This is a genomic window from Asticcacaulis sp. AC466, assembly GCF_000495815.1.
GTDB lineage: Bacteria > Pseudomonadota > Alphaproteobacteria > Caulobacterales > Caulobacteraceae > Asticcacaulis.
The window spans coordinates 386400-406954 of record NZ_AWGE01000001.1; the positions used below are offsets into that span (position 1 = coordinate 386400).

General features: G+C 60.0%; 21 protein-coding genes. 10 read left to right on the plus strand and 11 right to left on the minus strand.

Going from position 1 to position 20555, the window contains the following annotated elements; genetic code table 11:
- The first annotated feature begins 42 nt into the window (after window positions 1-42).
- The 3 genes from AEAC466_RS24845 to AEAC466_RS24855 are packed head-to-tail and all read left to right on the plus strand — an operon-like array spanning window position 43 to window position 1876.
- Window positions 43-810, plus strand: coding sequence for a YdcF family protein (locus AEAC466_RS24845; protein WP_023456409.1), 768 nt, complete (start codon window positions 43-45; stop codon window positions 808-810).
- 11 nt (window positions 811-821) lie between these two features.
- Entirely contained in the window at window positions 822-1532 is a 711-nt protein-coding gene (locus tag AEAC466_RS24850) for a lysophospholipid acyltransferase family protein (protein WP_031238060.1), read from the plus strand.
- Window positions 1529-1876: a nuclear transport factor 2 family protein gene (locus AEAC466_RS24855; RefSeq protein WP_023456411.1), complete on the plus strand. Its 348-nt coding sequence runs from the start codon at window positions 1529-1531 to the stop codon at window positions 1874-1876. Before AEAC466_RS24850 ends, AEAC466_RS24855 begins: the two co-directional genes overlap by 4 nt.
- On the opposite strand, the gene AEAC466_RS24860 is transcribed toward AEAC466_RS24855, so the two are convergent.
- From AEAC466_RS24860 to secA, 6 genes are all read right to left on the minus strand, one after another.
- Window positions 1873-3495, minus strand: coding sequence for a tetratricopeptide repeat-containing sulfotransferase family protein (locus AEAC466_RS24860; protein WP_023456412.1), 1623 nt, complete (start codon window positions 3493-3495; stop codon window positions 1873-1875). The two genes, AEAC466_RS24855 and AEAC466_RS24860, sit on opposite strands and share 4 nt — an antisense overlap.
- 8 nt (window positions 3496-3503) lie before the next feature.
- Entirely contained in the window at window positions 3504-4640 is a 1137-nt protein-coding gene (locus AEAC466_RS24865; RefSeq protein WP_023456413.1) for a succinylglutamate desuccinylase/aspartoacylase family protein, read from the minus strand.
- Between the two features lie 31 nt (window positions 4641-4671).
- Complete coding sequence (locus AEAC466_RS24870) at window positions 4672-5256, minus strand: hypothetical protein (RefSeq protein ID WP_023456414.1); 585 nt, start codon at window positions 5254-5256, stop codon at window positions 4672-4674.
- A 47-nt stretch (window positions 5257-5303) separates the two neighbouring features.
- Complete coding sequence (locus tag AEAC466_RS24875; protein ID WP_023456415.1) at window positions 5304-6254, minus strand: hypothetical protein; 951 nt, start codon at window positions 6252-6254, stop codon at window positions 5304-5306.
- A gap of 55 nt (window positions 6255-6309) precedes the next feature.
- Entirely contained in the window at window positions 6310-6912 is a 603-nt protein-coding gene (locus AEAC466_RS24880; RefSeq protein WP_023456416.1) for a hypothetical protein, read from the minus strand.
- Between the two features lie 148 nt (window positions 6913-7060).
- Window positions 7061-9940, minus strand: a complete 2880-nt coding sequence (secA, locus tag AEAC466_RS24885; protein ID WP_023456417.1) for a preprotein translocase subunit SecA — start codon at window positions 9938-9940, stop codon at window positions 7061-7063.
- Window positions 9941-10215: 275 nt separating this feature from the next.
- On the opposite strand from secA, the gene AEAC466_RS24890 reads away from it, so the two are divergent.
- Complete coding sequence (locus tag AEAC466_RS24890; protein ID WP_081714520.1) at window positions 10216-11241, plus strand: peptidylprolyl isomerase; 1026 nt, start codon at window positions 10216-10218, stop codon at window positions 11239-11241.
- Between the two features lie 15 nt (window positions 11242-11256).
- On the opposite strand, the gene AEAC466_RS44370 is transcribed toward AEAC466_RS24890, so the two are convergent.
- Window positions 11257-11394, minus strand: coding sequence for a hypothetical protein (locus AEAC466_RS44370; protein WP_023456419.1), 138 nt, complete (start codon window positions 11392-11394; stop codon window positions 11257-11259).
- Window positions 11395-11700: 306 nt separating this feature from the next.
- On the opposite strand from AEAC466_RS44370, the gene argJ reads away from it, so the two are divergent.
- Both argJ and mutT read left to right on the plus strand, forming a co-directional pair.
- Window positions 11701-13170 carry a bifunctional glutamate N-acetyltransferase/amino-acid acetyltransferase ArgJ gene (argJ, locus tag AEAC466_RS24895; protein ID WP_023456420.1) on the plus strand — a complete coding sequence of 490 codons (1470 nt, stop codon included), beginning with the start codon at window positions 11701-11703 and terminating at the stop codon, window positions 13168-13170.
- 61 nt (window positions 13171-13231) lie between these two features.
- On the plus strand, window positions 13232-13630 hold the full coding sequence (mutT, locus tag AEAC466_RS24900; RefSeq protein ID WP_023456421.1) for an 8-oxo-dGTP diphosphatase MutT: 399 nt from the start codon (window positions 13232-13234) through the stop codon (window positions 13628-13630).
- A gap of 311 nt (window positions 13631-13941) precedes the next feature.
- On the opposite strand, the gene AEAC466_RS24905 is transcribed toward mutT, so the two are convergent.
- Window positions 13942-14841 carry a methyltransferase domain-containing protein gene (locus AEAC466_RS24905; protein ID WP_023456423.1) on the minus strand — a complete coding sequence of 300 codons (900 nt, stop codon included), beginning with the start codon at window positions 14839-14841 and terminating at the stop codon, window positions 13942-13944.
- A gap of 13 nt (window positions 14842-14854) precedes the next feature.
- On the opposite strand from AEAC466_RS24905, the gene AEAC466_RS24910 reads away from it, so the two are divergent.
- From AEAC466_RS24910 to AEAC466_RS24925, 4 genes are all read left to right on the plus strand, one after another.
- A complete protein-coding gene (locus AEAC466_RS24910) occupies window positions 14855-15673 on the plus strand; it encodes a ComF family protein (RefSeq protein ID WP_023456424.1) in 819 nt (272 codons plus the stop codon).
- An 80-nt stretch (window positions 15674-15753) separates the two neighbouring features.
- On the plus strand, window positions 15754-16008 hold the full coding sequence (gene grxC / locus AEAC466_RS24915; protein ID WP_031238067.1) for a glutaredoxin 3: 255 nt from the start codon (window positions 15754-15756) through the stop codon (window positions 16006-16008).
- A 1-nt stretch (window position 16009) separates the two neighbouring features.
- Window positions 16010-16840, plus strand: a complete 831-nt coding sequence (locus AEAC466_RS24920; RefSeq protein ID WP_031238068.1) for a carbon-nitrogen hydrolase family protein — start codon at window positions 16010-16012, stop codon at window positions 16838-16840.
- On the plus strand, window positions 16837-17325 hold the full coding sequence (locus AEAC466_RS24925; protein ID WP_023456427.1) for a DUF1178 family protein: 489 nt from the start codon (window positions 16837-16839) through the stop codon (window positions 17323-17325). The genes AEAC466_RS24920 and AEAC466_RS24925 overlap by 4 nt, the downstream gene beginning before the upstream one ends.
- Window positions 17326-17416: 91 nt before the next feature.
- On the opposite strand, the gene AEAC466_RS24930 is transcribed toward AEAC466_RS24925, so the two are convergent.
- The 3 genes from AEAC466_RS24930 to ubiG form a co-directional block, all read right to left on the minus strand.
- Window positions 17417-18466 carry a DUF4167 domain-containing protein gene (locus AEAC466_RS24930; RefSeq protein ID WP_235074104.1) on the minus strand — a complete coding sequence of 350 codons (1050 nt, stop codon included), beginning with the start codon at window positions 18464-18466 and terminating at the stop codon, window positions 17417-17419.
- 306 nt (window positions 18467-18772) lie between these two features.
- Window positions 18773-19642, minus strand: coding sequence for a peptide chain release factor N(5)-glutamine methyltransferase (gene prmC, locus AEAC466_RS24935; protein WP_023456429.1), 870 nt, complete (start codon window positions 19640-19642; stop codon window positions 18773-18775).
- Window positions 19643-19702: 60 nt separating this feature from the next.
- Complete coding sequence (gene ubiG, locus AEAC466_RS24940) at window positions 19703-20482, minus strand: bifunctional 2-polyprenyl-6-hydroxyphenol methylase/3-demethylubiquinol 3-O-methyltransferase UbiG (RefSeq protein WP_023456430.1); 780 nt, start codon at window positions 20480-20482, stop codon at window positions 19703-19705.
- Window positions 20483-20555 lie beyond the last annotated feature (73 nt).

Here is a 20555-nt window from a genome sequence, read left to right on the forward strand (position 1 = left end):
ATGGCAAAAGGGACGAGGCGGGCGAAGGCAGGGGACGGGTTAATGAAGCACATGCGTACGCTCATCGCCCTCTTTGTGGCGCTGCTGTTGTGGACGGCGGGCCTCTTCGTCTTCGCTGATCGCGTTATCGATTCCACACCCGCTCAGGAGCCAGAAGAAGCCGCCGACGCCATTGTGGTGCTGACGGGCGCATCCGATCTGCGCCTTAAGGAAGGCATGCAGCTACTGGAACGCCGCAAGGGCCAGCGTATGTTTATTTCCGGCGTGAACCCTGAGGTCAAGCGACCGGAATTGATGAGCGTTACCGAAGGCTCGAAGCGTCTTTACGAGTGCTGCGTCGATCTGGGTTACGAAGCCGAAAACACGGTCGGTAATGCCAAGGAAATCGCCGAATGGGCGCGCGGTCATGACTTTTACACCTTGATCGTCGTCACGTCCGACTATCACATGCCGCGTTCATTGCTGGAACTGAAGGCGGACATGCCGGGGGCCACGCTCATTCCTTACCCTGTAGCCACGCCCGATGTCGACGCGCGTGGATGGTGGAAATCCCGCAAGGGCCAGCGTATTATTGTGCTGGAATATTGCAAATATCTGACCATTCTCGGGCGCGACGCCATACTCAGCCTGTCGCGCAAATTCGGCGACAAGGGTAGCGTGCCCGCGCCCAAGGCGGGGTCGGAAGATCACCTGGTCACGTCTGCCTCCACCGACATTAGTGCCTCTTTGAAATCTGGGGGCTCCAAGCCTCATTCTGGCAAGTCCGATTCTGGCAAGTCCAAAGCGGACGCAGTGGAAAAAACGAATTGAAATTCAATCTGATAACGCGTTTGCGTTCGCTACTCTTCATGCTGTGGCTGTATGGCTCCATGGCCTTTTTTGCGATTGTCATGTCGCCGCTTCTGCTGTGGCGGCCAGCGGCCTTACAGGTGGTGCGGTGGTGGGCAGGTGCCGTCCTGTTCGGCGCCCGTGTCATCGTAGGCATCAAGGTGGAATTTCGCGGACTGGAACATCGTCCCGACGGCCCAGCGCTGATCGCGGGCAAGCATCTGTCGATGCTGGATACCATCGCGCCCTTCGTCGCGCTGAGCCAAACCTGCTACGTGTTGAAAAAGGAACTGATTTATCTGCCTTTTCTCGGATGGTTCGCGTGGCGAACACGCATGGTGGCGGTGAAGCGTGAAGATGCCGCCAAGGCGCTCAAGGGCATGGTGGTCGCTTGCCGGGACCGCCTAAAAGAAGGCCGTCAAATCCTTATCTTTCCCGAAGGCACGCGGTCGAATATTGGCGATGACGCGACCTATAAGCCGGGCGTGGCCGCACTTTATCGCGACCTCGACGTACCCTGCCATTTGCTGGCTACCAATTCGGGCCAGTTCTGGCCTGGGCATGGCATAGATCGCAAACCCGGCACGGTGGTGTTCGAATTCCTGCCGCCTTTGCCGGCGGGTCTGAAGCGGGGCGAACTCATGACGCAGATGAAGGCGCAGCTTGAGGCCGCGTCGGCGCGGCTGGTCGAAGAAAACAGATGAGCCGCGATCCGGTCAAGGCGCAACTCGATGCCTATAACGCCAAGGACATAGACGCCTTCATGGCGTGCTGGGCGCCGGACGCGGAAATCTATGCCCATCCCGACACGCTGCTTGCAAAAGGCCATGACGATATCCGCAACCGCCACCTGCTGCGGTTTCAGGAGCCAGACTTGCTTGCCCGTCTGGTTAGCCGACTCGTCCTCGGCGAAACCGTTGTCGATACCGAAATCGTGACGCGCAATTTCCCGGAAGGGCGAGGCGAAATCGATGTCGTCGGAATCTATGAGGTCGGTGACGGATTGATCCGCAAGGCCTGGTTTATCATCGGTGCGCCCCGGTTCTAAACGGCGTTGCCCTCGGCATCGACCGCGCCCATGGCCTTCAGCCGTGCGCGTAAAGGCGCCAGACCCGTCGCATATCGCCGCCATACGCCGACGCCTTCGGCATTGATAGGTTTGCGAACCTGGGTGGAGCTGGCTGAAGCTACCGCCCCCGTGGTTTCATGAGGGCTGAGGCAGGCGGGTTCGAACGGTAGCCCACAAGCCGCCAGAACGCGGCGAATTTCGGTCTCGGGCGCCGCTATCAGGGCTTCCAGCGATACATCGATCAGGCTATCGCCCAGGCAGGCCTCCCAGTGACGCATCAGGTCACGATAATAGGCGTAATGATCGGCCAGGTCGTCCTGGCCGAACGACCACCCTGCGGCGAAATGCAGCTTGTAGGCGCCAAAAAGAGCATCCATCGGACTGCGGCGCATATGGACAAATACCGCATCGGGAAAAGCCAGTTTGATCAGGCCGGCATAGTCCGTATTGTTCGGGAGCTTATCGATCATGACCGGCCGGCCGTTGTCGAGATATGCGGTTTCTCGGTCATAAAAAGCCGCGAAAGCGTGCGGATCGATGCGCGATGCGGCCGTGATGACGGATTCGTCGAGCAGCGTCTTGGACTGGCTTTTCGACACCGTCTTGACGGCGGCCGGAAAGGTTTGCAGTTCCCCCGGCGTTTGAACCTGAGAATGGGCAGCCAGGATGCGCTCCATCAGCGTGGTGCCGGACCGCGGCAGACCGATAATGAAGATGCGCCGTGGGGCTGTCGTGGGTTGGGGCTTCGCTGTCGATAGCCGGAACCGCTCGACCGGCAGATGTGTTCGCCAGGCGGTCAGGATTTCGCGCTCCAGATCGGCGGACCATGCCGGATTGCGCAGGGTGGCGGGCTCTTCCCGTGCAGCGGCGGCGCCAATCTGCAAGGCATCCCAGGCAGCGCTGTAATCGCCAAGGTCGTCCAATTCCTTGAACAGGGCATATCCCTTGCGCGCCCGGTCGCGGGGGGCGGTCGCGGGCAGTGCCGTCAGGCGCTCGACATGGTTCGTTTGTGGCGTCCATCGCCTGAGCCGCGCCAGGGCCAGATGGGCGCCCGTATGGGGTGCCAGGGCGATGGCTGCTTCGAAACTGGCCTCGGCCTCGTCGATCCGGCCCAGAAACTGTTCGGCTTCGCCCCGGCTGAACCAATAGGCGGCAATGCGCGGTTCCAGCGTCGTTACCCGTTGCAGAAGCGGCAGGGCTTCGGCTTCGCAGGCTGCCAGCGTTAGGGCATTGGCGAGGATGTACAGGGTTTCAGGGTCACCGACCCCGATCGCCAAGGCCTGGTGAACCGCCTCCCGGGCGTCGGAATGGCGTCCAAGCGGTGACAGGGCCCGGACGCGCTGAGCCAGGAAACGCGGACGGGCGCCATGATCGGAGGGCAGCTGATTGAGGGCTTGGGACAGCACCTCATCGGCTTCGACGTAGAAATAGCTGTCGAGGGCGGCAAGCCCCCATAGCCACCAGGCCTGAAGCTTAGCCGGGTCAAGGTCAATCGCCCGCCGCGCCGCCGCTATGACAGCGGGGAGGTCGCGGCGTTGCATGGCCTGGCCGGCTTCCTGAACAGCGGCGTCGGCCGGATGGGTGATGAAACCAGTCACGCGTGCGCCTATTTGTGGCTCGTATCCGGACAGCCGGCCTGGCTGCAAACCCCGCTGTCCGACCAGGCGATCAGCCGGACAACCATGTCGCCGGGTTCTGTGCGTGGGTCGATGTTTATCGACAAGACGTGACCGGCGGTCTTGGCGGTGACTGTTGCAATCTCTTCTCCGAATGGATTGCGAATGACGGCTACGGCCTGACCGGCCTTTACGTCGTCGCCCAACTTGACCTTGATTTCGGCCCAGCCGCCGCGCGGGCTGGCGAGATCGGTCACCACATTGCCGACAAACGGCGCGGGGTCGCTCAGGTCCGCTTTGCCGGCCAGCATACCCTTGCCGATCATGACATTACGGATACCGCGTAAGGCGCGTTCGATCATGGGGGTGTCGAATTTTTCAGGCGCACCCAATTCATAGGTCACGGCAGGGATGCCCGCCGGATTGAGCATGTTTTCGACCGTTCCTTCGATGCCGGCATCCATGCCGATGACATCGGGGCGCAGCCAGTCGGCAATCTGGCGCGCCTCTGCGGTCTGGGCGAAGACATAGCCAGGATAGGCGCCGCCGCGCGATTGCGTATGCAGGTCGATGGCGAAATCTGCATTGCCTATGAAGATGTTGCTCCATAACCGGCCGGCGAAGCGGCTGGCCGGACCGCCATTGTCGGCATTGCCAGGCATTATCCGGTTCAGGTTTTCGCCGTTGGTACCGATTTCGTCGGAGGTGAAGCCGCGTGTCGAATGCATGAGGCCGGGCGTGTTGAGGCCCGGAACCGCTACAAGCGTACCGGACAGGGTCTTGGGATCCAGGGTCTGGGCCAGGTGCTGAACCACCGAGATGCCGTTCAGCTCATCACCGTGAATACCAGCGGTTATCAGCATTTTCGGTCCAGGCTTGGCACCTTTCACGACGACGACCGGGACGTACCAGCCCTGACCTATGGCATTGTCGGTAACGCGGAACCATAGTTTCGTCACCTGGCCCGCCGGAAGGTCCGAAACATCCAGTTTGTCGATCACCGCGGCACCGTCGAGCCGGTCGCCGGTATAGACGGTCGCGGCAATGGTCGGCGTGGAGGTCACCAGAGGCAGTGACGTAAATAGGAGCAGCCCGGCAAGGCCCGTGAAAAAGTGCGATCTCGCCATAGGCAGTTCAATTCCAGTCTTGTGTATCGGATCAGCTTTTTTGCGTCGACAGCCAGGTGACGAAGCGTTCGATAATAGTGGTCGATATGGCTTCCATGTCCGGCTTGACGACATCGAAGTTAGCGCTGCGCGCAAGGAAGTCCAGAATATATTGCTCTTTTTCGACACTATCGAGGAAGGCGGACTCTTCGGCGGTCATGGTTTTGGGATCGGCGACGCGCGACGGGTCTGCGCCCTGAGCGATGGCGTCTTGAATATACTTGATTTTCGAAATTTTAAGGATGACCTGAAGCTGCGCCGCCGTCAGGTCGCCTGTGTTGGCGACGGCGAGTTTATGGAGCAGGGCAGGGCGTTGCTCGCCTATTGTTATCCCTGTAATTTCCGCCAGCTTCAACTTTTGTGCTGAGGTAAAGTTGCTCATGGATGGGGCGTTGATCAGGGCCTGTTGCATGCTCAGTTTCATCACATCGACGACACCGAGGTTGGAATAGATCTGCTCGATCGTCTCTATAGCGCCCGCCTCTGCCGTGGTGGCTGCGACGGCAGAGTTTGGCAAGGCGGCGGACAAAGGCACCAGGTAAAACCAAATAGCTGCCAGCAGAAGTCGAATGGTCATGATTGGTCTCGGAAAATCCAAATGGATAGAAAAATAGGCTACCCGGTTCAGCGGGTGGATTCGTAAGCCTTGATGATCTGGTATTGCGCCAGCCGGATATCGAGTTCCGCGGCGCTGTCCACCTTGCCGTCATCATGCAAGCGCATGTTTGTCAGCTTGCGTTGAGCGTCCGTGTCGTAAGCCGCCAGCAATTGCAACAAATCCGCCTTAGTCAGGTTTTGCGCCTGGATAAGCGCATTCATGCGGATGATCTTGTCTTCCAGTTCGGTTTGGGCCACGGCGGCGATGGCGGCCAGACGATATTTGTCCGATTCAGACATTTTTGAGAAATCGATGTGGCGAGCCACTTCCTGAATAATCAGGCGCATATGAGTCGTGCCGACAAAATGACGGATCAGTGCATCCGTACCATCGATCTTATACACCGCCTGAGCCAGCGCTATCCGTTCCTCGACGGCCGGGTCGAGCGCGGGCGTGGCGGCGTAGGTGGCGACGGCATCGGCTGTTTTCCGGTCGGATTTCTGGAATGCGGCCACCATGGCTATAGCGGTATCATGCACGAAGGCGTTGGTCACAGGGACCGACGGTGCCACACCCTGGCCGGCGGCAAGGCCGTAGGTGATTTCGGCAGGAGTTGATTCGGGGGCGCCGACATTGAGAATGGCCAGCATGCCTCGGCTGCGCGAAGCGGTCTGAGACGGCACTTCCGATCCAGCGACGGCGAGGCTGGGGGCGGGGGTTACAGTCGGTGCGGCGCTGGCTGTGACCGGTGCTGGCCCTGCTTGGGTCATGGCCAGCATGACGCCATTGACTATGGCGGCCTGTACATTGGTCGGTGTCCGCGCCGGCATGACGGGCGATTGCGCCAGATAGGCCGCGACCTTTTTTGACTGCTCCGGCGTCAGCGGCACGCCCGCGGCCTGAGCGGATGGAATACCCGACGCGATCGTCGTAGCGGCCATGACGCCCGCAATCAGCGTATGAAAAGAAATCGACACAGACCTATCCCCCAAAAGTCGTCTATCCGCGCATGCATTTCGTTTAATTGGTCGTCTAACTGGCCTGCGATGCGGTGAATGTCTTGATGATCCGGATGACCGCCTCGATCATATAGTTTTGCACCTGCGCAGCGGAATCATCCTGCGACATGAACTTGCCGGCATTGTATTTGGCGGCGGCAATGGAGGAGTTGGCGGTGATCAATTGCTGAATTTCGTCCAGGCTGAAATTGGGCGCCTGGGCTTCGGCAATGTGCTCGATCAGGTCGTTTTGGGTCTGAATCAGGATCGTATCGGCGATCTTGTTGTAACGTGCATCCTGTTCCGGCGTCAGGGCGGTCAGGCCGGCGCGATCTATGACGACCAGCCGCGTCGCGATCTTGGTATTGGTGATGACCTGACGGACGTTGCGCGATACGCCGTTCAATTCCATCAGTTGCTTGTACAGCTCGATCTTGTGCTGGACCTTGGCGTCTTCGGCGGTGTCGTTCAATTGCGCGACGGCAGAGGTCGCGACGTCACCAGCGGCAATTGCATACTGGTTTGACGGCGCAGCGGGCGCGATGTCTTGAGCATTGGCGGATGCGGAAAGCATTGGAAGCGCGATTGCGCCTGTGACGCCAACGAGCACCAAAGCCTTGAAAACCTGCCTGAACACGGCACCCCTCCGCTTAATCAAAGATTAAGCATCAAGATTAACGCTAAAAGACGCACCGTGGCAATGGGGGAATACCTGAAAGGCGAACGGGCCACCAATCGCCGGCCCGGGTGTGGCTTTAGAGTTGCGCAGTTTTAGCGCTCTCTGGTCAGACCAGGGTGCCGTGGCAATGCTTGAACTTGCGGCCGGAGCCGCAAGGGCACGGACCGTTGCGCGACGTTTGTTCCCAGCCGGTAGGCAGGGCCGACGGCGGCAGGTTGGCACGCTGTTCTTCGGTCAGGTCGTCGGTCAGTTGGGCGGCGCGTTCGTTCAGGCCAGTGAGCGGATCGAGATGCACTTCCTGGAACTGGCGGCGTTGTTGCGGCAGGGACGGGGCGACCGGCTCCGGCGCGAACTCTTCGGCCGGTTGTTCGAAGCGGATTTCCATCGTCATCAGCCAGCGGGTGACCGAGTGACGCAGATTGATCAGCAAGGTTTCGAACAGGGTGAAGGCTTCGGTCTTGTACTCGTTCAGCGGGTCGCGCTGGCCGTAGCCCCGCAGGCCGATGACGGCGCGCAGGTGATCGAGGTGCATCAGGTGTTCACGCCAGTGCATGTCGATCATTTGCAGCAGGAATTGCTTTTCAAGCGCCTTCATCTGCTCAGGGCCGAGCAGGCGCAGGCGCTCTTCCATCTTTTCTTCGGCCAGCTTCTGGATACGCTCTTCGAATTCCTCGTTGGCGATGCCTTCTTCCTGCGCCCAGTCTTCCAGCGGCAGGTCGAGGCCGGTCAGGCCGAGAATCTGTTCCTTAAGGCCCGCAATGTCCCATTTTTCGGCATAGGCCTTAGGCGGCATATGACGTTCGACCAGATCGTGAATGGTGTCGGTGCGGAACTCGCCGATCAGTTCCGACAGATCGTCGGAATCCATGAAGTCCTGGCGCTGCTCGAAGACGGCCTTGCGCTGGTCATTGACCACGTCGTCGTATTTGAGCAGGTTTTTGCGCATTTCGTAGTTGCGTTGTTCCACGCGCTTTTGCGCGGTGGCGATAGCGCCGTTCAAAAGCTTGTGCGTAATCGCTTCGCCTTCTTCGACCCCCAGCGACTTCATCATCGCATTGAGGCGGTCGCCCGCGAAGATACGCATGAGGTCGTCTTCGCACGACAGGAAGAATTTCGACCGGCCTGGGTCACCCTGACGGCCGGTACGGCCGCGCAGCTGGTTGTCGATACGGCGGCTTTCGTGGCGTTCGGTGCCGAGGACGAACAGACCGCCCAGTTCCAGCGCCTTTTGCTTCAGGCCGGCGACCTGGGTTTCGATTTCGGCCTTCTTGGCAAGAATCTGGTCGGGCGAAACGGTAACACCCGCAGCGTCCTGTTCCGACAGCCACTTCTGGACGCGCATATCGACATTGCCACCGAGCTGAATGTCGGTGCCGCGACCGGCCATGTTGGTGGCGATGGTAACGGCGCCAGGAATGCCGGCGTCGGCGACGATTTCAGATTCCTGTTCGTGGAAGCGTGCGTTCAGAACATTATGCGGCACACCCTTGCCCGACTTCCAGACGATGTCATAGGCGTCTTCGCCGGCCTTAAGGACTTCCTTCTTGTCGGCATTGGCGAAGGCGGGCTTCAGCGTGCGCGACTGTTCGACCTTGTAGCTGTAGTTGTTGAGGAAGGTCGAAATCTCTTCCGACTTTTCGATCGAAGCCGTGCCGACCAGAATAGGTTGGCCCTTGACGTAGCAATAGGCGACCTGGGCCGCGATGGCGGCGTATTTTTCCTGCTCCGTGCGGTAGACTTCGTCGTCATCGTCGATACGCTGGATCGGGCGGTTGGTCGGAATTTCAAGCACGTCCATCTTGTAGATGTCGCCGAATTCCTGTGCTTCGGTGGCTGCCGTGCCGGTCATGCCGGACAACTTGCCATACATGCGGAAATAGTTCTGGATCGTCACCGAGGCTAGGGTTTGGTTTTCCGGCTGGATATCGACGTGCTCCTTGGCTTCGATCGCCTGGTGAAGGCCTTCGGACAAGCGGCGCCCGGTCATCATGCGGCCGGTGAATTCGTCGATCAGGATGACTTCGCCGTCCTTGACGATGTAGTCCTTGTTCAGCGTGTACAGCGTATTGGCGCGCAAGGCCTGGTTGGCGTGGTGGACCAGCGAGATGTTGATCGGATCATAGAGACCGGCCGAATCTTCGGCCAGGTGGCCGCCCGCCTCGAGCATTTCTTCGAGACGCTCGGACCCGAGTTCCGACAGGAGCACCTGACGCTGCTTTTCGTCCAGTTCGAAGGTATCCGGGTCCTTGATGAGGTCCAGGATGGTGGCGTTGAGAATCTTGTATAGCTCCGACCGGTCTTCGGTGGGGCCGGAGATGATCAAGGGCGTACGGGCTTCGTCGATCAGGATCGAATCGACTTCGTCGACGATCGCGAAATTGTGGCCGCGCTGAACCATTTCATTGGTCGAATAGGTCAGGTTGTCGCGCAGATAGTCAAAACCGAATTCGTTGTTGGTGCCATAGGTGACGTCGGCGGCGTAGGCCTGCTTGCGCTGGGTCTGGTTGAGGCCCTGAACGATGACGCCCGTGGTCAGGCCGAGGAAACGATAAACGCGGCCCATCCAGTCGGCGTCGCGCTTGGCCAGGTAGTCGTTGACCGTGATCAGGTGCACGCCATTGCCGGTCAGGGCGTTGAGGTAGACTGGCGCGGTGGCGACCAGGGTCTTGCCTTCGCCGGTACGCATTTCGGCGATGCCGCCCTTGTGCAGGATCATGCCGCCGACCAGCTGGACGTCGTAATGCCGTTGACCGATGGCGCGCCAGGCGGCTTCGCGCACGACACCAAAGGCTTCGTCCATCAACGAATCAAGCGTGGCGCCCTTGGCTAGGCGTTCGCGGAACAGAACGGTCTGATGTCTCAGTTCCTCATCGCTCATCGCCTTGTACTTCGGCTCGAGCGTAGTGATGCGCGCTGCGCGCGCAATCATCGACTTGACTTTGCGGTCGTTGGACGACCCGAACAGCATTTTGGCAAGAGCCAGCATGAGAAACCTTAACTGATTGTCGTAACAGTCCAGCCGGCCCAATCTGGCCAAATTAGCCTGTCAGCTGTAGAGAGTTGCGAAAAAAGGCGTGAAATCCGTTTTATTTATCTGTTGTATTCGTAACGTGACGGAAACGAGTTACAGGTGAAAATAAGGGCGGACTTGCGCTTTTCAAGCACGGGCACTGACTTAAGCGGCTGGATAGTGTATGTCAATGTGGCTTAAGGTTCGCGGATGGTATGCCGGTCGGGGACTGGTTGTGTGGGGACAATGTCATGATTAAGCCAACGGGTCACTTTAAGCGATCGGGTTTTGGGGGAGCGGCGATCTTACTGCTGTTGATCGCCCTAACGATGACGGTAGCCGCCTGTAACAAGGGACCTGTGAGCAATGAAAGCCCGCCCGAACCTGGTGATGTCGCCGTGGCGCGAATCGACGGGGAAACCATCTGGACCTCTGATGTGCGCGCCGAAGCGATCGCCCAGGGGCAGATCGGTCCAGGCGAACCGCTGGATGTCACGTCGGATCTGTTTTCGCGGACCCTGGAAGAAGTGATCGACCAGCGCCTGCTGGCGGCGGCGGCCACCAACCGGGGGCTTGAGAAATCAACAACGGCACAGCGCCGCTTGCGCGCCGCACATGACCGGATTCTGGGCGACATGCTGGTGGAAAACAGCATCGACCGCGATATCGACGAAAAAACGGTCAAGGAACATTACGACGAGCAGGTGAAGTTGTCCAAGCAGTCCGAGGAAATCCGGACGCGCATGATCCTGCTGCGCACCCGCCCGGAAGCCGAAGCGGCGCTGAAGCAGATTCAGGCGGGGTCGTTGTTCGAAGCGATGGCGATGGAAAAATCTATCGACCAGGGCACGCGTTTCAATGGCGGGGACATGGGCTATTTCACCACTGACATTATGCCTCAGGCCTATAAGGGCGTGCTGACGACTGCCAAGGTCGGCGATACGGTCGGTCCGGTTCAGGTGGAAGGCGGCTGGGCGATCCTACGGGTCGAAGACCGTCGCCCGGAACAAATGCCTACACTCGAAGAAGAGCGCCCGATCATCATGCGTTACCTGATCTACAACCAGGTTGCCGGTATGCTCAATGGTTTGCGCAAGAAGGCCAAGGTGGAATTCCTCATTCCCAAGCCCGTCAAGACCAGTCCGGAACCGGCGGCCGCGTCGGCGGCCGAAGGGGCGGCATCACCCGCCACGGCAGAAGCGTCCCAGTCGGCTTCGGCCAGCGTGTCGGCGTCTGCATCGAGCGCTGCGCCGGCCAAGAAGGGGCAAAAGACCTGAGCGGTCTTTAAGTTATCAGATCAGCGCTTCTGCGCGCGGTTCGACCGGTGCCGGCTTGGCTGTTTCGACCGTAAAGGAGTCGGCGGTGGGCAGGGCGTGCGCCTTGGCCCAGGCCACGATCAGGCGAACGATAAAGGTCTTTATGGTTGTCATGTGCTTTACTCGCGTCCTTAATTCTTTGCCGCGCCGGGCGCGAATCCGAACGAAACCAGAGCCATCAGCATGGCCTCGATATATTTGTTCATGTCTTAAACTCATACAATTCTAAATGACAGCGTTGTCATAACATATTTCGCACCTGCGAAAAAGAGCTCGGACGATCACAATTGGAATTATCGTTTGTAACGGTTTGTGTCGTCGTCAAATGGCCGCCGTTTTAGCTATGGTATCCTGAGGCACACTCTGTTAAGGCCAAAATCTGTACCGCCCGCTATCTGCCCGTATTAAGGAGCCGCGCCCGTGACCCAGCCGCCCGCCTCGAAGACCCCATCCGCCAGCCGCCCGACCAAGCGAGCCGCCGAAGGTCTTGCTGGTGGATTGGCCGGTGGTCTTGAACGCGCGCTCGATCCCCTGACCAGCGCCGTAAAACGCGCCGTTCAGACCGGTGCCGACGCCGTCGCCAACCTGACCCAGGCCCCCGGGGGGGAAGCGGAGCCGGCGGCGAAACCAAAGGCGGCCGCACCGGGCAAGCCCGGCTTGGCCGTGTCGCCCCTGGCTGTCGCCTTGCCAGACATGCCGCCGGTCGGCGGTGTGCAATTGTCGACCACTCAGTCCGGGTTCTACAAGCACGATCGCAAGGACACCTTGCTGATGAAATTTGCCGAGGGCACGACCTGCGCCGGGGTGTTTACGCGCCACACCATCGGGTCGGCTCCGGTTGACTGGTGCAAGAAGCAGCTTGAAGCCAATGAGGGGCAGGATGTTCGCGCTCTTGTCTGCAATGCCGGCTGCGCCAACGCCTTTACGGGCAAGCTGGGCGCCGATGCTGCCCGCCGCACAGCCTCTGCACTCAGCCGCCGCATCGATTGCCGTCAACGCGACATCATGCTGGCCTCGACCGGCGTGATCGGCGTGGTGCTTGATGACGCCAAGATTGCTGCCCGCCTGTTCGACCTGGAAAAGGACCTGCGCGCCGATGCCTGGGCTGACGCGGCCGCCACTATCATGACGACCGATACCTTCCCTAAGGGGGCTCATGAAACGGCGGTGATTGACGGCGTAACCGTGCGCATCAACGGCATCGCCAAGGGATCAGGCATGATCGCGCCTGATATGGCGACCATGCTGGCCTTCATTGCCACCGATGCTACCCTGTCGCCGGGTGTTCTGCAAAGCTTGCTGGCCCTGTTTACACGCACCACCTTCAACTCCGTGACGGTCGACGGTGACACCTCGACCAACGACACCTGCCTGCTTTTTGCCACTGGCGCTGCCGGTGCGCCCAAGATCAGCCGGGCAGGCGACAAGCGCCTCGCCGATTTCAAGGCCAAGCTGGAAAAGGTCATGCATAGCCTGGCGACGCAACTGATCCGTGACGGCGAGGGCGCGACCAAGTTCGTAAAGGTCAATGTCACCGGCGCGTCTTCGCCGGCGTCGGCGCGCAAGATCGCCAAGTCGATTGCAGAAAGCCCTCTGGTCAAGACGGCCTTTGCCGGCGAAGACGCCAACTGGGGCCGTATCGTCATGGCGGTGGGCAAGACCGAGGAGCCGGTGGACCGGGACCGGATCAGCATCCGGTTCGGCGATCTGGTCGCGGCGGAAAATGGCGCCGTGTCGCGGACCTATGATGAAGCGGCGATGAGCGCCTACATGAAGAACGCCGAACTTGAAGTCAGCGTCGATGTCGGTGTCGGTCGCGCCCTGGCGCACGTCTATACCTGCGACCTGACGCATGGCTATATCAGCATCAACGGCGATTACCGAAGCTAGAGACCCATAGTGTTCATCTGACGCCGAGTGGCGTCCGCCCATTTCCTTTTCGGATACCCTCATGAAGACCGTTCTTGTCGTTGCCGCCGCCCTCGTCGATTCCGATGGTCGTGTGCTGATCGCTCAGCGTCCGGACGGCAAGCAACTGGCGGGCTTGTGGGAATTCCCTGGCGGCAAGGTCGAACCGGGGGAGACACCGGAAAACGCCCTGATCCGCGAATTGGAAGAAGAACTGGGCATCGTCGTCAAGACGGCCTGCCTGGCGCCGTTTGTCTTCGCCTCGCATACCTATGACGACTTCCACCTCCTTATGCCGCTTTACCTGATCCGCCGCTGGGAGGGCGAGCCGGAGGCGAAGGAGCACAAGGCGATCAAGTGGGTGCGCCCCAACGATATGCGCGCCTATCCCATGCCGCCGGCCGATGATCCCCTGGTCGCCTGGCTCTGCGACCTCATCTGACCGTTAAGTGTTTTTGAAAACCCACTCTTAGGGAAGTTGGCGTAACCTTGTTATCGTGGCGCGTGCAATGACGCATGGGCAGCTATGCGGGCGAAGATCGTTGATTGCGGATCGCCTGGGGATTGCTTGCGGTGCAGGCGATGCGGGAGACGCGTATGAAAAACAGCCACAAACGGACATCGTGGTTGCAGGTGGTGAAACTGGCAGGCGTTCTGGCGGTCGGCATCATTGTCTATGCCGGCCTGATCCTGATTGATACGGCGTAATCGTCGCCATCGGCCTAGCCACGACTTTGCTTTACAGCCCGACGGCTAGATCTTTCCTTCCTGGACACCCAGGGCATCGGCCAGGCGCATCCGAGCCGAGCCGGGACGCAACGGCTTTTGCTGGCTGTTGTGCGCTTTCCAGCCCGACAGGGTGATCAGCTCAAAGGTCGCCGGAATACGGCCCTCCGCGTCGGCGAAACGCTCGAAATAGAGCGCCGATGCTTTTTCCAGAATGGCGCGGTTCAGTCCCTTGCGGGGGCGTTGATGCAGGATATTGCTTTCGCCCATGGCGCGCAGGTCGGCCATCAAACGCAGAGGATGTTCGTAGGTCACCACGACACGGTCGGAATCGACGACCGGCATATTAAAGCCTGTACGCTTCAATAACTCTATCAGATCAGGACTTTCCGCATACGGAGCGATACGTGGGCCGTAGCCGCCGCGCACCTCGATCTCGGCATCCATCAGGCAGCCGCGCAGTTCCTTCAACGTCTCACCGCCGAACAGCGAGCCGATGAACAGGCCGTCAGGCTTAAGCGCCCGGCGTACCTGAACCAGAACGCCGGGGAGATCGTTGACGCTATGCAGGCCCAAGGCGTTGACGACCAGATTGAGAGTGTCGTCGCCGAAGGGCAGGGCTTCCTCGTCCATAACAAGGCGGGCCGCACCGCCTTGCCGGTCCGATAGGCGCGATGACAGCTCCCCTTCGATCAGCAGACCGATCTTGCTCTCCACCGGTGTGCCCGCCAGGGCGCGGCCGAAACTGCCGTCGCGCGCGCCCATGTCGAGCGCCAGGTCGAATTGCCGGTTAATGGCGGACAAGGTGTCGATCAGGTCCTCGACCGACCGGTCACGCAAAAATTGGGCTTGCGCGAAGCCATCGGCCGCGCGATCAAGACGGCGGGCGAGGAGCTGACGGTCAAACAGGGCGGGGGGAGCTGACATTGCGGGACTCGATATGCGACTGACCTCTCGTTTAGGCCAAATCCGGTCAGAGGTTAAGGCCTTTATCGTCGATCGCGTATCGCTGTCGCATGTCCGGGCATCGGCGGCGCATCTCCTCGACACGGTTTTCCCACCGCACCGGCTGGATGCGTCCGACGAAACGGCGTCGCCCGAGGCGCTGATGGGCGCGGGGCTGTCGGCGGCTGCCTGGTCAGGCATCCGCTTCCTCGATCGCGACGGTTGCGCCATGTGCGCGCGTCCATTCGAAGGCGGGCTGTTTCTGGGTTCGGGTGCCCTGTGCAGCGAGTGCACGGAAAAACCCTTCCCGTTTCGCCAGACCCGTGCCGCCTGCCTCTATGACGAGGCGTCGAAAGGGGTGATCCTCGGTTTCAAACATGCGGACCGGCTGGATATGGCGCCCATGCTGACCCGCTGGCTGGAGCGCGCCGGCGCGGATCTGATCCGCGAGTCCGATATCGTCATGCCGGTGCCTTTGCACCCGTTCCGACTCATTCAGCGGCGCTATAACCAGGCGGCAGAACTGGCCAGACCCGTCGCGCGCCGCCTGAACCGCACTTATCTCGGCGACGTTCTGAAACGCACCCGCCATACCAACCAGGTGGGCAAGGGCGCGCAGGCCCGATGGGACAGCGTCCGCGGCGCCTTTCGGGTATCGGCGCGTGGCCGTAAACATATAGCCGGCAAGTCCGTCGTGTTGATCGATGATGTTTTTACCACTGGGGCGACCTTGCGCGCCTGCACGGAGGCTTTATTGATGGCCGGCGCGGTGCGTGTCGACGTCTGCGTGCTGGCCCGAGCTGTCCGTCATTGAGACGCGGCGGGTAAATCGCTTTAAATTCTTACGTGGTTCCCTATATTCTGTGGGAAGGTTTCATAGTACTGAGCAAAATCATGGCCAAAATCGACATCTATACCAAACCCTATTGTCCCTATTGCGAGCGCGCCAAGGCGTTGCTGGAAACCAAAGGGGCGGAATACAACGAAATCATCGCGTCGCACGATGCGGCATTACGCACGGAAATGAACGCGCGATCGGGCCGATATACCTATCCGCAAATATTTATCGACGATCGTCATATCGGTGGATGCGACGACTTGGTCGCGCTCGATTCGCGTGGTGGCCTAGACCCGCTTCTGGCAGCCTGACATGTCCGAGGGGATGCTGAACATCGCCCTGGTTCAGATGCGGTCGCCGGGCACGCCCTCGGCTGCGTTCGAACAGGTCCGCCCCTTGCTGATGCAGGCGGCGGCCACCGGTGCGCAACTCATCCTCCTGCCGGAATGCGCCAACCTCATGGAGGCGCGTAAGGATCAAAAGGCGCTGGTGGTGACGACCGAGGGCGAGGACGTTTTCGTTCAGGGTGTATGCGATCTGGCCCGCCAGCTTAAGGTCGAGGTGCTGATTGGTTCCGCTATTGTCGCGTCCGGCGTAGACGATCGGGCCGTCAACCGGTCGCTGCTGGTGAACGCCCATGGCGATATTGTCGCCCGCTACGACAAGATCCATCTGTTCGATGCCGATACGCCCGATGGCAAGACCTACCGGGAAAGCGCGTCTGTCAAACCCGGAGTGCAGGCGGTGGTGGCGGAAACGCCGTGGGGCGGACTGGGGCTCAGCATCTGCTACGATGTACGTTTTGCCTATCTGTATCGCGCTCTGGCCAAGGGCGGCGCGCAAATGATCGCCGTGCCGGCTGCCTTTACGGTGCCGACCGGCCAGGCCCATTGGGAAGTCCTGTTGCGCACCCGCGCCATTGAAACCGGCTGTTTCGTCCTGGCTGTGGCCCAGGGCGGCTCGCACGAGGATGGTCGCGTTACCTACGGCCACTCCATGGTCGTCAACCCCTGGGGCGAAGTGATCGCCCGGCTCGATCACGACCGTCCGGCCGTGCTTGAAACCAGTATAGATTTCAGTGAGGTCACGCGTGCCCGGCAAGCCTTGCCGTCGCTTCAGCATGACAGAGAGTTTTCCGTATGATCCGGTATGCGTTGCGTTGCATCGTCGCCCATGAATTCGAGGCGTGGTTTTCCTCATCCGACGGCTTTGACGAACAGGTCGCCAAGGGGTTGGTCGAATGTCCCATGTGCGGGTCCACGGCAGTGAGTAAAGCCATCATGGCGCCGGCTGTCCGCACCAAAAGCGCTTCGACCCAGGGCGCAGAGACTCTGGCCGAAGCCCAGCGTGCCGTCGCCGAAGCCATGTTCCGCCTACGCCAGCATGTGGAAAAAACGCATGACTATGTCGGCGACACCTTCGCCAATGAAGCCCGCGATATCCACGAAGGCTTGGCACCGGATCGCCCCATATACGGTGAAGCAACGCCGGAAGAGGTGAAGGGGCTGGTTGAGGACGGCGTGTCGGTAGCGGCCTTGCCGGTATTCAAGCCCGCGGCAGATATGGAACCGAAAGCGCCGCTTCCGCTGCCTGGAAAGCCGGTCAATGTCGACAAGAAACTGAATTGAGTTTCGGTAAGCCGTCACAGGCAGCCAATAAGACTGCATAAAAAAAGCCTCCGATGATCCATCGGAGGCTTTTGTAGTTCGGTGAGCGGCTTTACGCCTCTTCGGCGGCGGCATCTTCCTTGCGCTTGCGCGTGCGCTTTGGCTTGACGTCTTCCGCAGCCGCCGGAGCGGCCGCCTCGACGGCGACGGGCGTCGGCCGGGACAGGAAGGCAGGCAGGTGTGACTGATCTACCGCGGGGACGTCCCGGACGCGTTCCTTGCGCGGGGCACGAGTCTTTACAACCGGGGCTTCGGTGGCGGGGGGCTCGAAGCCGAGTTCCGACTGCGGCGGGGTGTCCTGGACCGGGCGAGGCACGCCCAGCGGCTGAGTGGAGGCGATGAAGGCCGGTGCGATATAGGGCGGTTCATTGTCACCGGTCGCCGGCGCAGGCTGGCCGTTCAGATTGGATTCCTGTTCGGCGAAACGTTGCTGGCGGCGACGTTCATAGCGTTCACGGCGCGTCTCGCGGCGTTCACCATTGCCGTTGTCATCGGCCTGGGCGTCACGATTGGCGTTCCGATTGTCGGCGTTACGATTGTCTGGACGGGACTCGTTATTGCGATTTTCACCGTTGGCATTCCGGGGTTCGAAACGCGGCTGACGGTCATCGCGATTGCGGTCGTTATTCGACCGATCGCGGTCACGATTGCCATTCGACCGGTCACGATCGCGGTTGCCGCCCATGCGGTTGCCATTGTCGCGGTCGCGGTTATCGTACCGCGGCTGATCGTCGTAACCGGACTGCGACTCTTCGTTGGTGGAGGCTGCTTCTTCGGCCTCGGCGGCTTCGGCTTCCATTTCGTCGTCGTAATCGTCGAAGCCGTTGGAAAATGGATCGCGCTGGACGAATTCCGACACCGGACGTGTCGGCTGCATCTGACGGATCATGCGGAAATAGTGTTCAGCATGTTGCAGATGGTTTTCCGCCAGAACGCGGTCGCCCGCGGAGTTGGCGTCGCGAGCAAGCTGCTGATATTTTTCGTAAATGGTCTGGGCGTTGCCGCGAACCTTGGTGCCTTCCGGGCCGTTCGACTCGTAGGCGCGGTTGGGATTGTTCTGATTGCCCGAGGGTTTGCGGTTACGGCTGCGTTGCCGTTTCATGCCCCTGAAATCTTTCATCTTAACTTACGTCTCTCTTACACTCCGCCCCGATACATTAGGTACGGGCGGCGAATATGTGTATAAAAAATCAAGGAAGACCGCTTGGCTTACTCGTGTTCGGGCGGCCGTGAACCTTGCTATTGTCCTGCTTAGAGGATGGCGCGGGGGTCGTTTTTTGACCCGGAAAAGCCTCGCGCTCTCACAGTCCTCTGCCGCGACGAGTTAACCCGTTGTATGGGCAACATGTTCGCGATGTGAGGAAGACGATTATGTCTAACCTCTCCGTTGCTTTCTGCCAAGCGGAATTTATGACTCCGGCAACTTATTCGGTTTCTGGCCTGTTACGACCCGTGGCAAATTCGATAGGTCCAGATAGGTGGTCACATCATCGAAACCGGCATCTTTCATAAGTTTTTCAACATCTTGTGACTGATCAAAGCCGATTTCCAAATAGGCCATTCCGCTGGGTTTCAGCAGGCGGAAAATCTCAGGCGCCAGCTCGATATAGGCGTCCAGGCCGCTTTTTCCACCGTCGAGCGCCAGAATCGGGTCGTGATGCTTGACCTCCGGGTCCAGGGTTTCGATGACATCGGTGCGGATATAGGGCGGATTTGAGGCAACGATATCGAAGGTGCCATCGTGGAGGCCGCTGCCCCACGACGTGCGCAGGAAGGCCGTCTGATGGCTAAGGCCGAGATTGGCGGAATTGTCGCGCGCCACAGCCAGGGCGTCTTCGGAAATGTCGGTGCCGATTCCGCGGGCCGCCGGACGTTCCGACAGGACGGACAGCAGAATGGCGCCGGACCCGGTGCCGAGGTCAGCCAGTTGAAAGGCGTCGCCCGGTTGCGACCGTTTCAGGATCATATCGACGATGACCTCGGTTTCCGGGCGAGGGATCAGGACGTGTTCCGACAGGTTGAGCAGCAGTTTCCAGAATCCCTTACGTCCCAGGATACGCGCCACTGGCACCCGCTTTTCGCGGCGGGCCAGGAATTCTTCCAGCGTATTGATCTCATTGTCAGTGAGCTCACGATACGGATCGGTGATGATATCGGCGCGGGTGGCGCCCGTCGCGGCTTCTAGCAGCAAGCGGGCGTCAATCGCCGGGGAATCGATAAAGGCAGCCTTGAGGCGCTGTTGCGCGCCGGTCCAGGCCTTAACTAGGGTCAGGGTCATATCGGTCTCGGGGCTCGGGTATGGCCTTCGCGCTGGCAGCGGGCGCCAGGTCTGGCCAGACTAGAAAGCGTTTTCGACAGGAAATTTCGCGACGATCATATAGTTGACGTCTACATCGTCCGACAAGGCCCATTGTCCGGATATCGGGTTATAACTGACGCCAACGGGTGGTTCGGGCCGCAGCGGCGTACCATCCAGAAAGCCCGCGATCTCACCGGGCATTAAAAACTTGTTCCAGTCGTGGGTCCCCCTGGGCACCCATTGCAGTATGTATTCGGCGCCGATCACGGCCAGGGCGCGTGCCTTCAGCGTGCGGTTCAGAGTCGCGATGAACAGCAGCCCGCCGGGCTTGACCAGAGACGCGCAGGTTTTCAGGAAAGCTTCCGGATCGCTGACGTGTTCGATGACTTCCATGGTCAGGACGACGTCATACAGCACCTCTCCGGCGGCGGCGAGCTGTTCGACCGTCTGGTTGAGATAACGGATATCCAGGCCACCCTGTTCGGCATGGACCTTGGCCGTGCCGATATTCTTTTCGGACGCATCGAGACCGGTGGTAGTGAACCCCATACGGGACATCGGTTCACTAAGCAGTCCGCCGCCGCAGCCGACGTCCAGCAGCCGAAGCCCTGCGAACGGGGCGCGCTGGCGATAATCGAGACCGAAGTGGGACAGGCAGGTTTCGCGAATGAAGCGGACGCGCGTCGGATTGAATTTGTGCAAAGGGGCAAATTCCCCTTTCACATCCCACCACTTGGCGGCAAGCGCGGAAAAGCGCGAGACTTCGCCTTCATCTATGGAAAAGCCGGTGGCGGCACCGGTGTCGGAACGTCCGGTCATGTTAAGCGCCTCCCAATCCGGGCAGGCGCCAAATTGTTTAGCATTTCAATCATTTTGTACGCCTATTTCTTAC

Coding starts and splice junctions, on each gene's coding strand:
- AEAC466_RS24845 (WP_023456409.1), top strand. CDS start 43: ATGAAGCACATGCGTACGCTCATCGCCCTCTTTGTGGCGCTGCTGTTG.
- AEAC466_RS24855 (WP_023456411.1), top strand. CDS start 1,529: ATGAGCCGCGATCCGGTCAAGGCGCAACTCGATGCCTATAACGCCAAG.
- AEAC466_RS24865 (WP_023456413.1), bottom strand. CDS start 4,640: ATGGCGAGATCGCACTTTTTCACGGGCCTTGCCGGGCTGCTCCTATTT.
- AEAC466_RS24870 (WP_023456414.1), bottom strand. CDS start 5,256: ATGACCATTCGACTTCTGCTGGCAGCTATTTGGTTTTACCTGGTGCCT.
- secA (WP_023456417.1), bottom strand. CDS start 9,940: ATGCTGGCTCTTGCCAAAATGCTGTTCGGGTCGTCCAACGACCGCAAA.
- AEAC466_RS24890 (WP_081714520.1), top strand. CDS start 10,216: ATGATTAAGCCAACGGGTCACTTTAAGCGATCGGGTTTTGGGGGAGCG.
- AEAC466_RS44370 (WP_023456419.1), bottom strand. CDS start 11,394: ATGACAACCATAAAGACCTTTATCGTTCGCCTGATCGTGGCCTGGGCC.
- mutT (WP_023456421.1), top strand. CDS start 13,232: ATGAAGACCGTTCTTGTCGTTGCCGCCGCCCTCGTCGATTCCGATGGT.
- AEAC466_RS24905 (WP_023456423.1), bottom strand. CDS start 14,841: ATGTCAGCTCCCCCCGCCCTGTTTGACCGTCAGCTCCTCGCCCGCCGT.
- AEAC466_RS24910 (WP_023456424.1), top strand. CDS start 14,855: ATGCGACTGACCTCTCGTTTAGGCCAAATCCGGTCAGAGGTTAAGGCC.
- grxC (WP_031238067.1), top strand. CDS start 15,754: ATGGCCAAAATCGACATCTATACCAAACCCTATTGTCCCTATTGCGAG.
- AEAC466_RS24920 (WP_031238068.1), top strand. CDS start 16,010: ATGTCCGAGGGGATGCTGAACATCGCCCTGGTTCAGATGCGGTCGCCG.
- AEAC466_RS24925 (WP_023456427.1), top strand. CDS start 16,837: ATGATCCGGTATGCGTTGCGTTGCATCGTCGCCCATGAATTCGAGGCG.
- AEAC466_RS24930 (WP_235074104.1), bottom strand. CDS start 18,466: ATGAAACGGCAACGCAGCCGTAACCGCAAACCCTCGGGCAATCAGAAC.
- prmC (WP_023456429.1), bottom strand. CDS start 19,642: ATGACCCTGACCCTAGTTAAGGCCTGGACCGGCGCGCAACAGCGCCTC.
- ubiG (WP_023456430.1), bottom strand. CDS start 20,482: ATGACCGGACGTTCCGACACCGGTGCCGCCACCGGCTTTTCCATAGAT.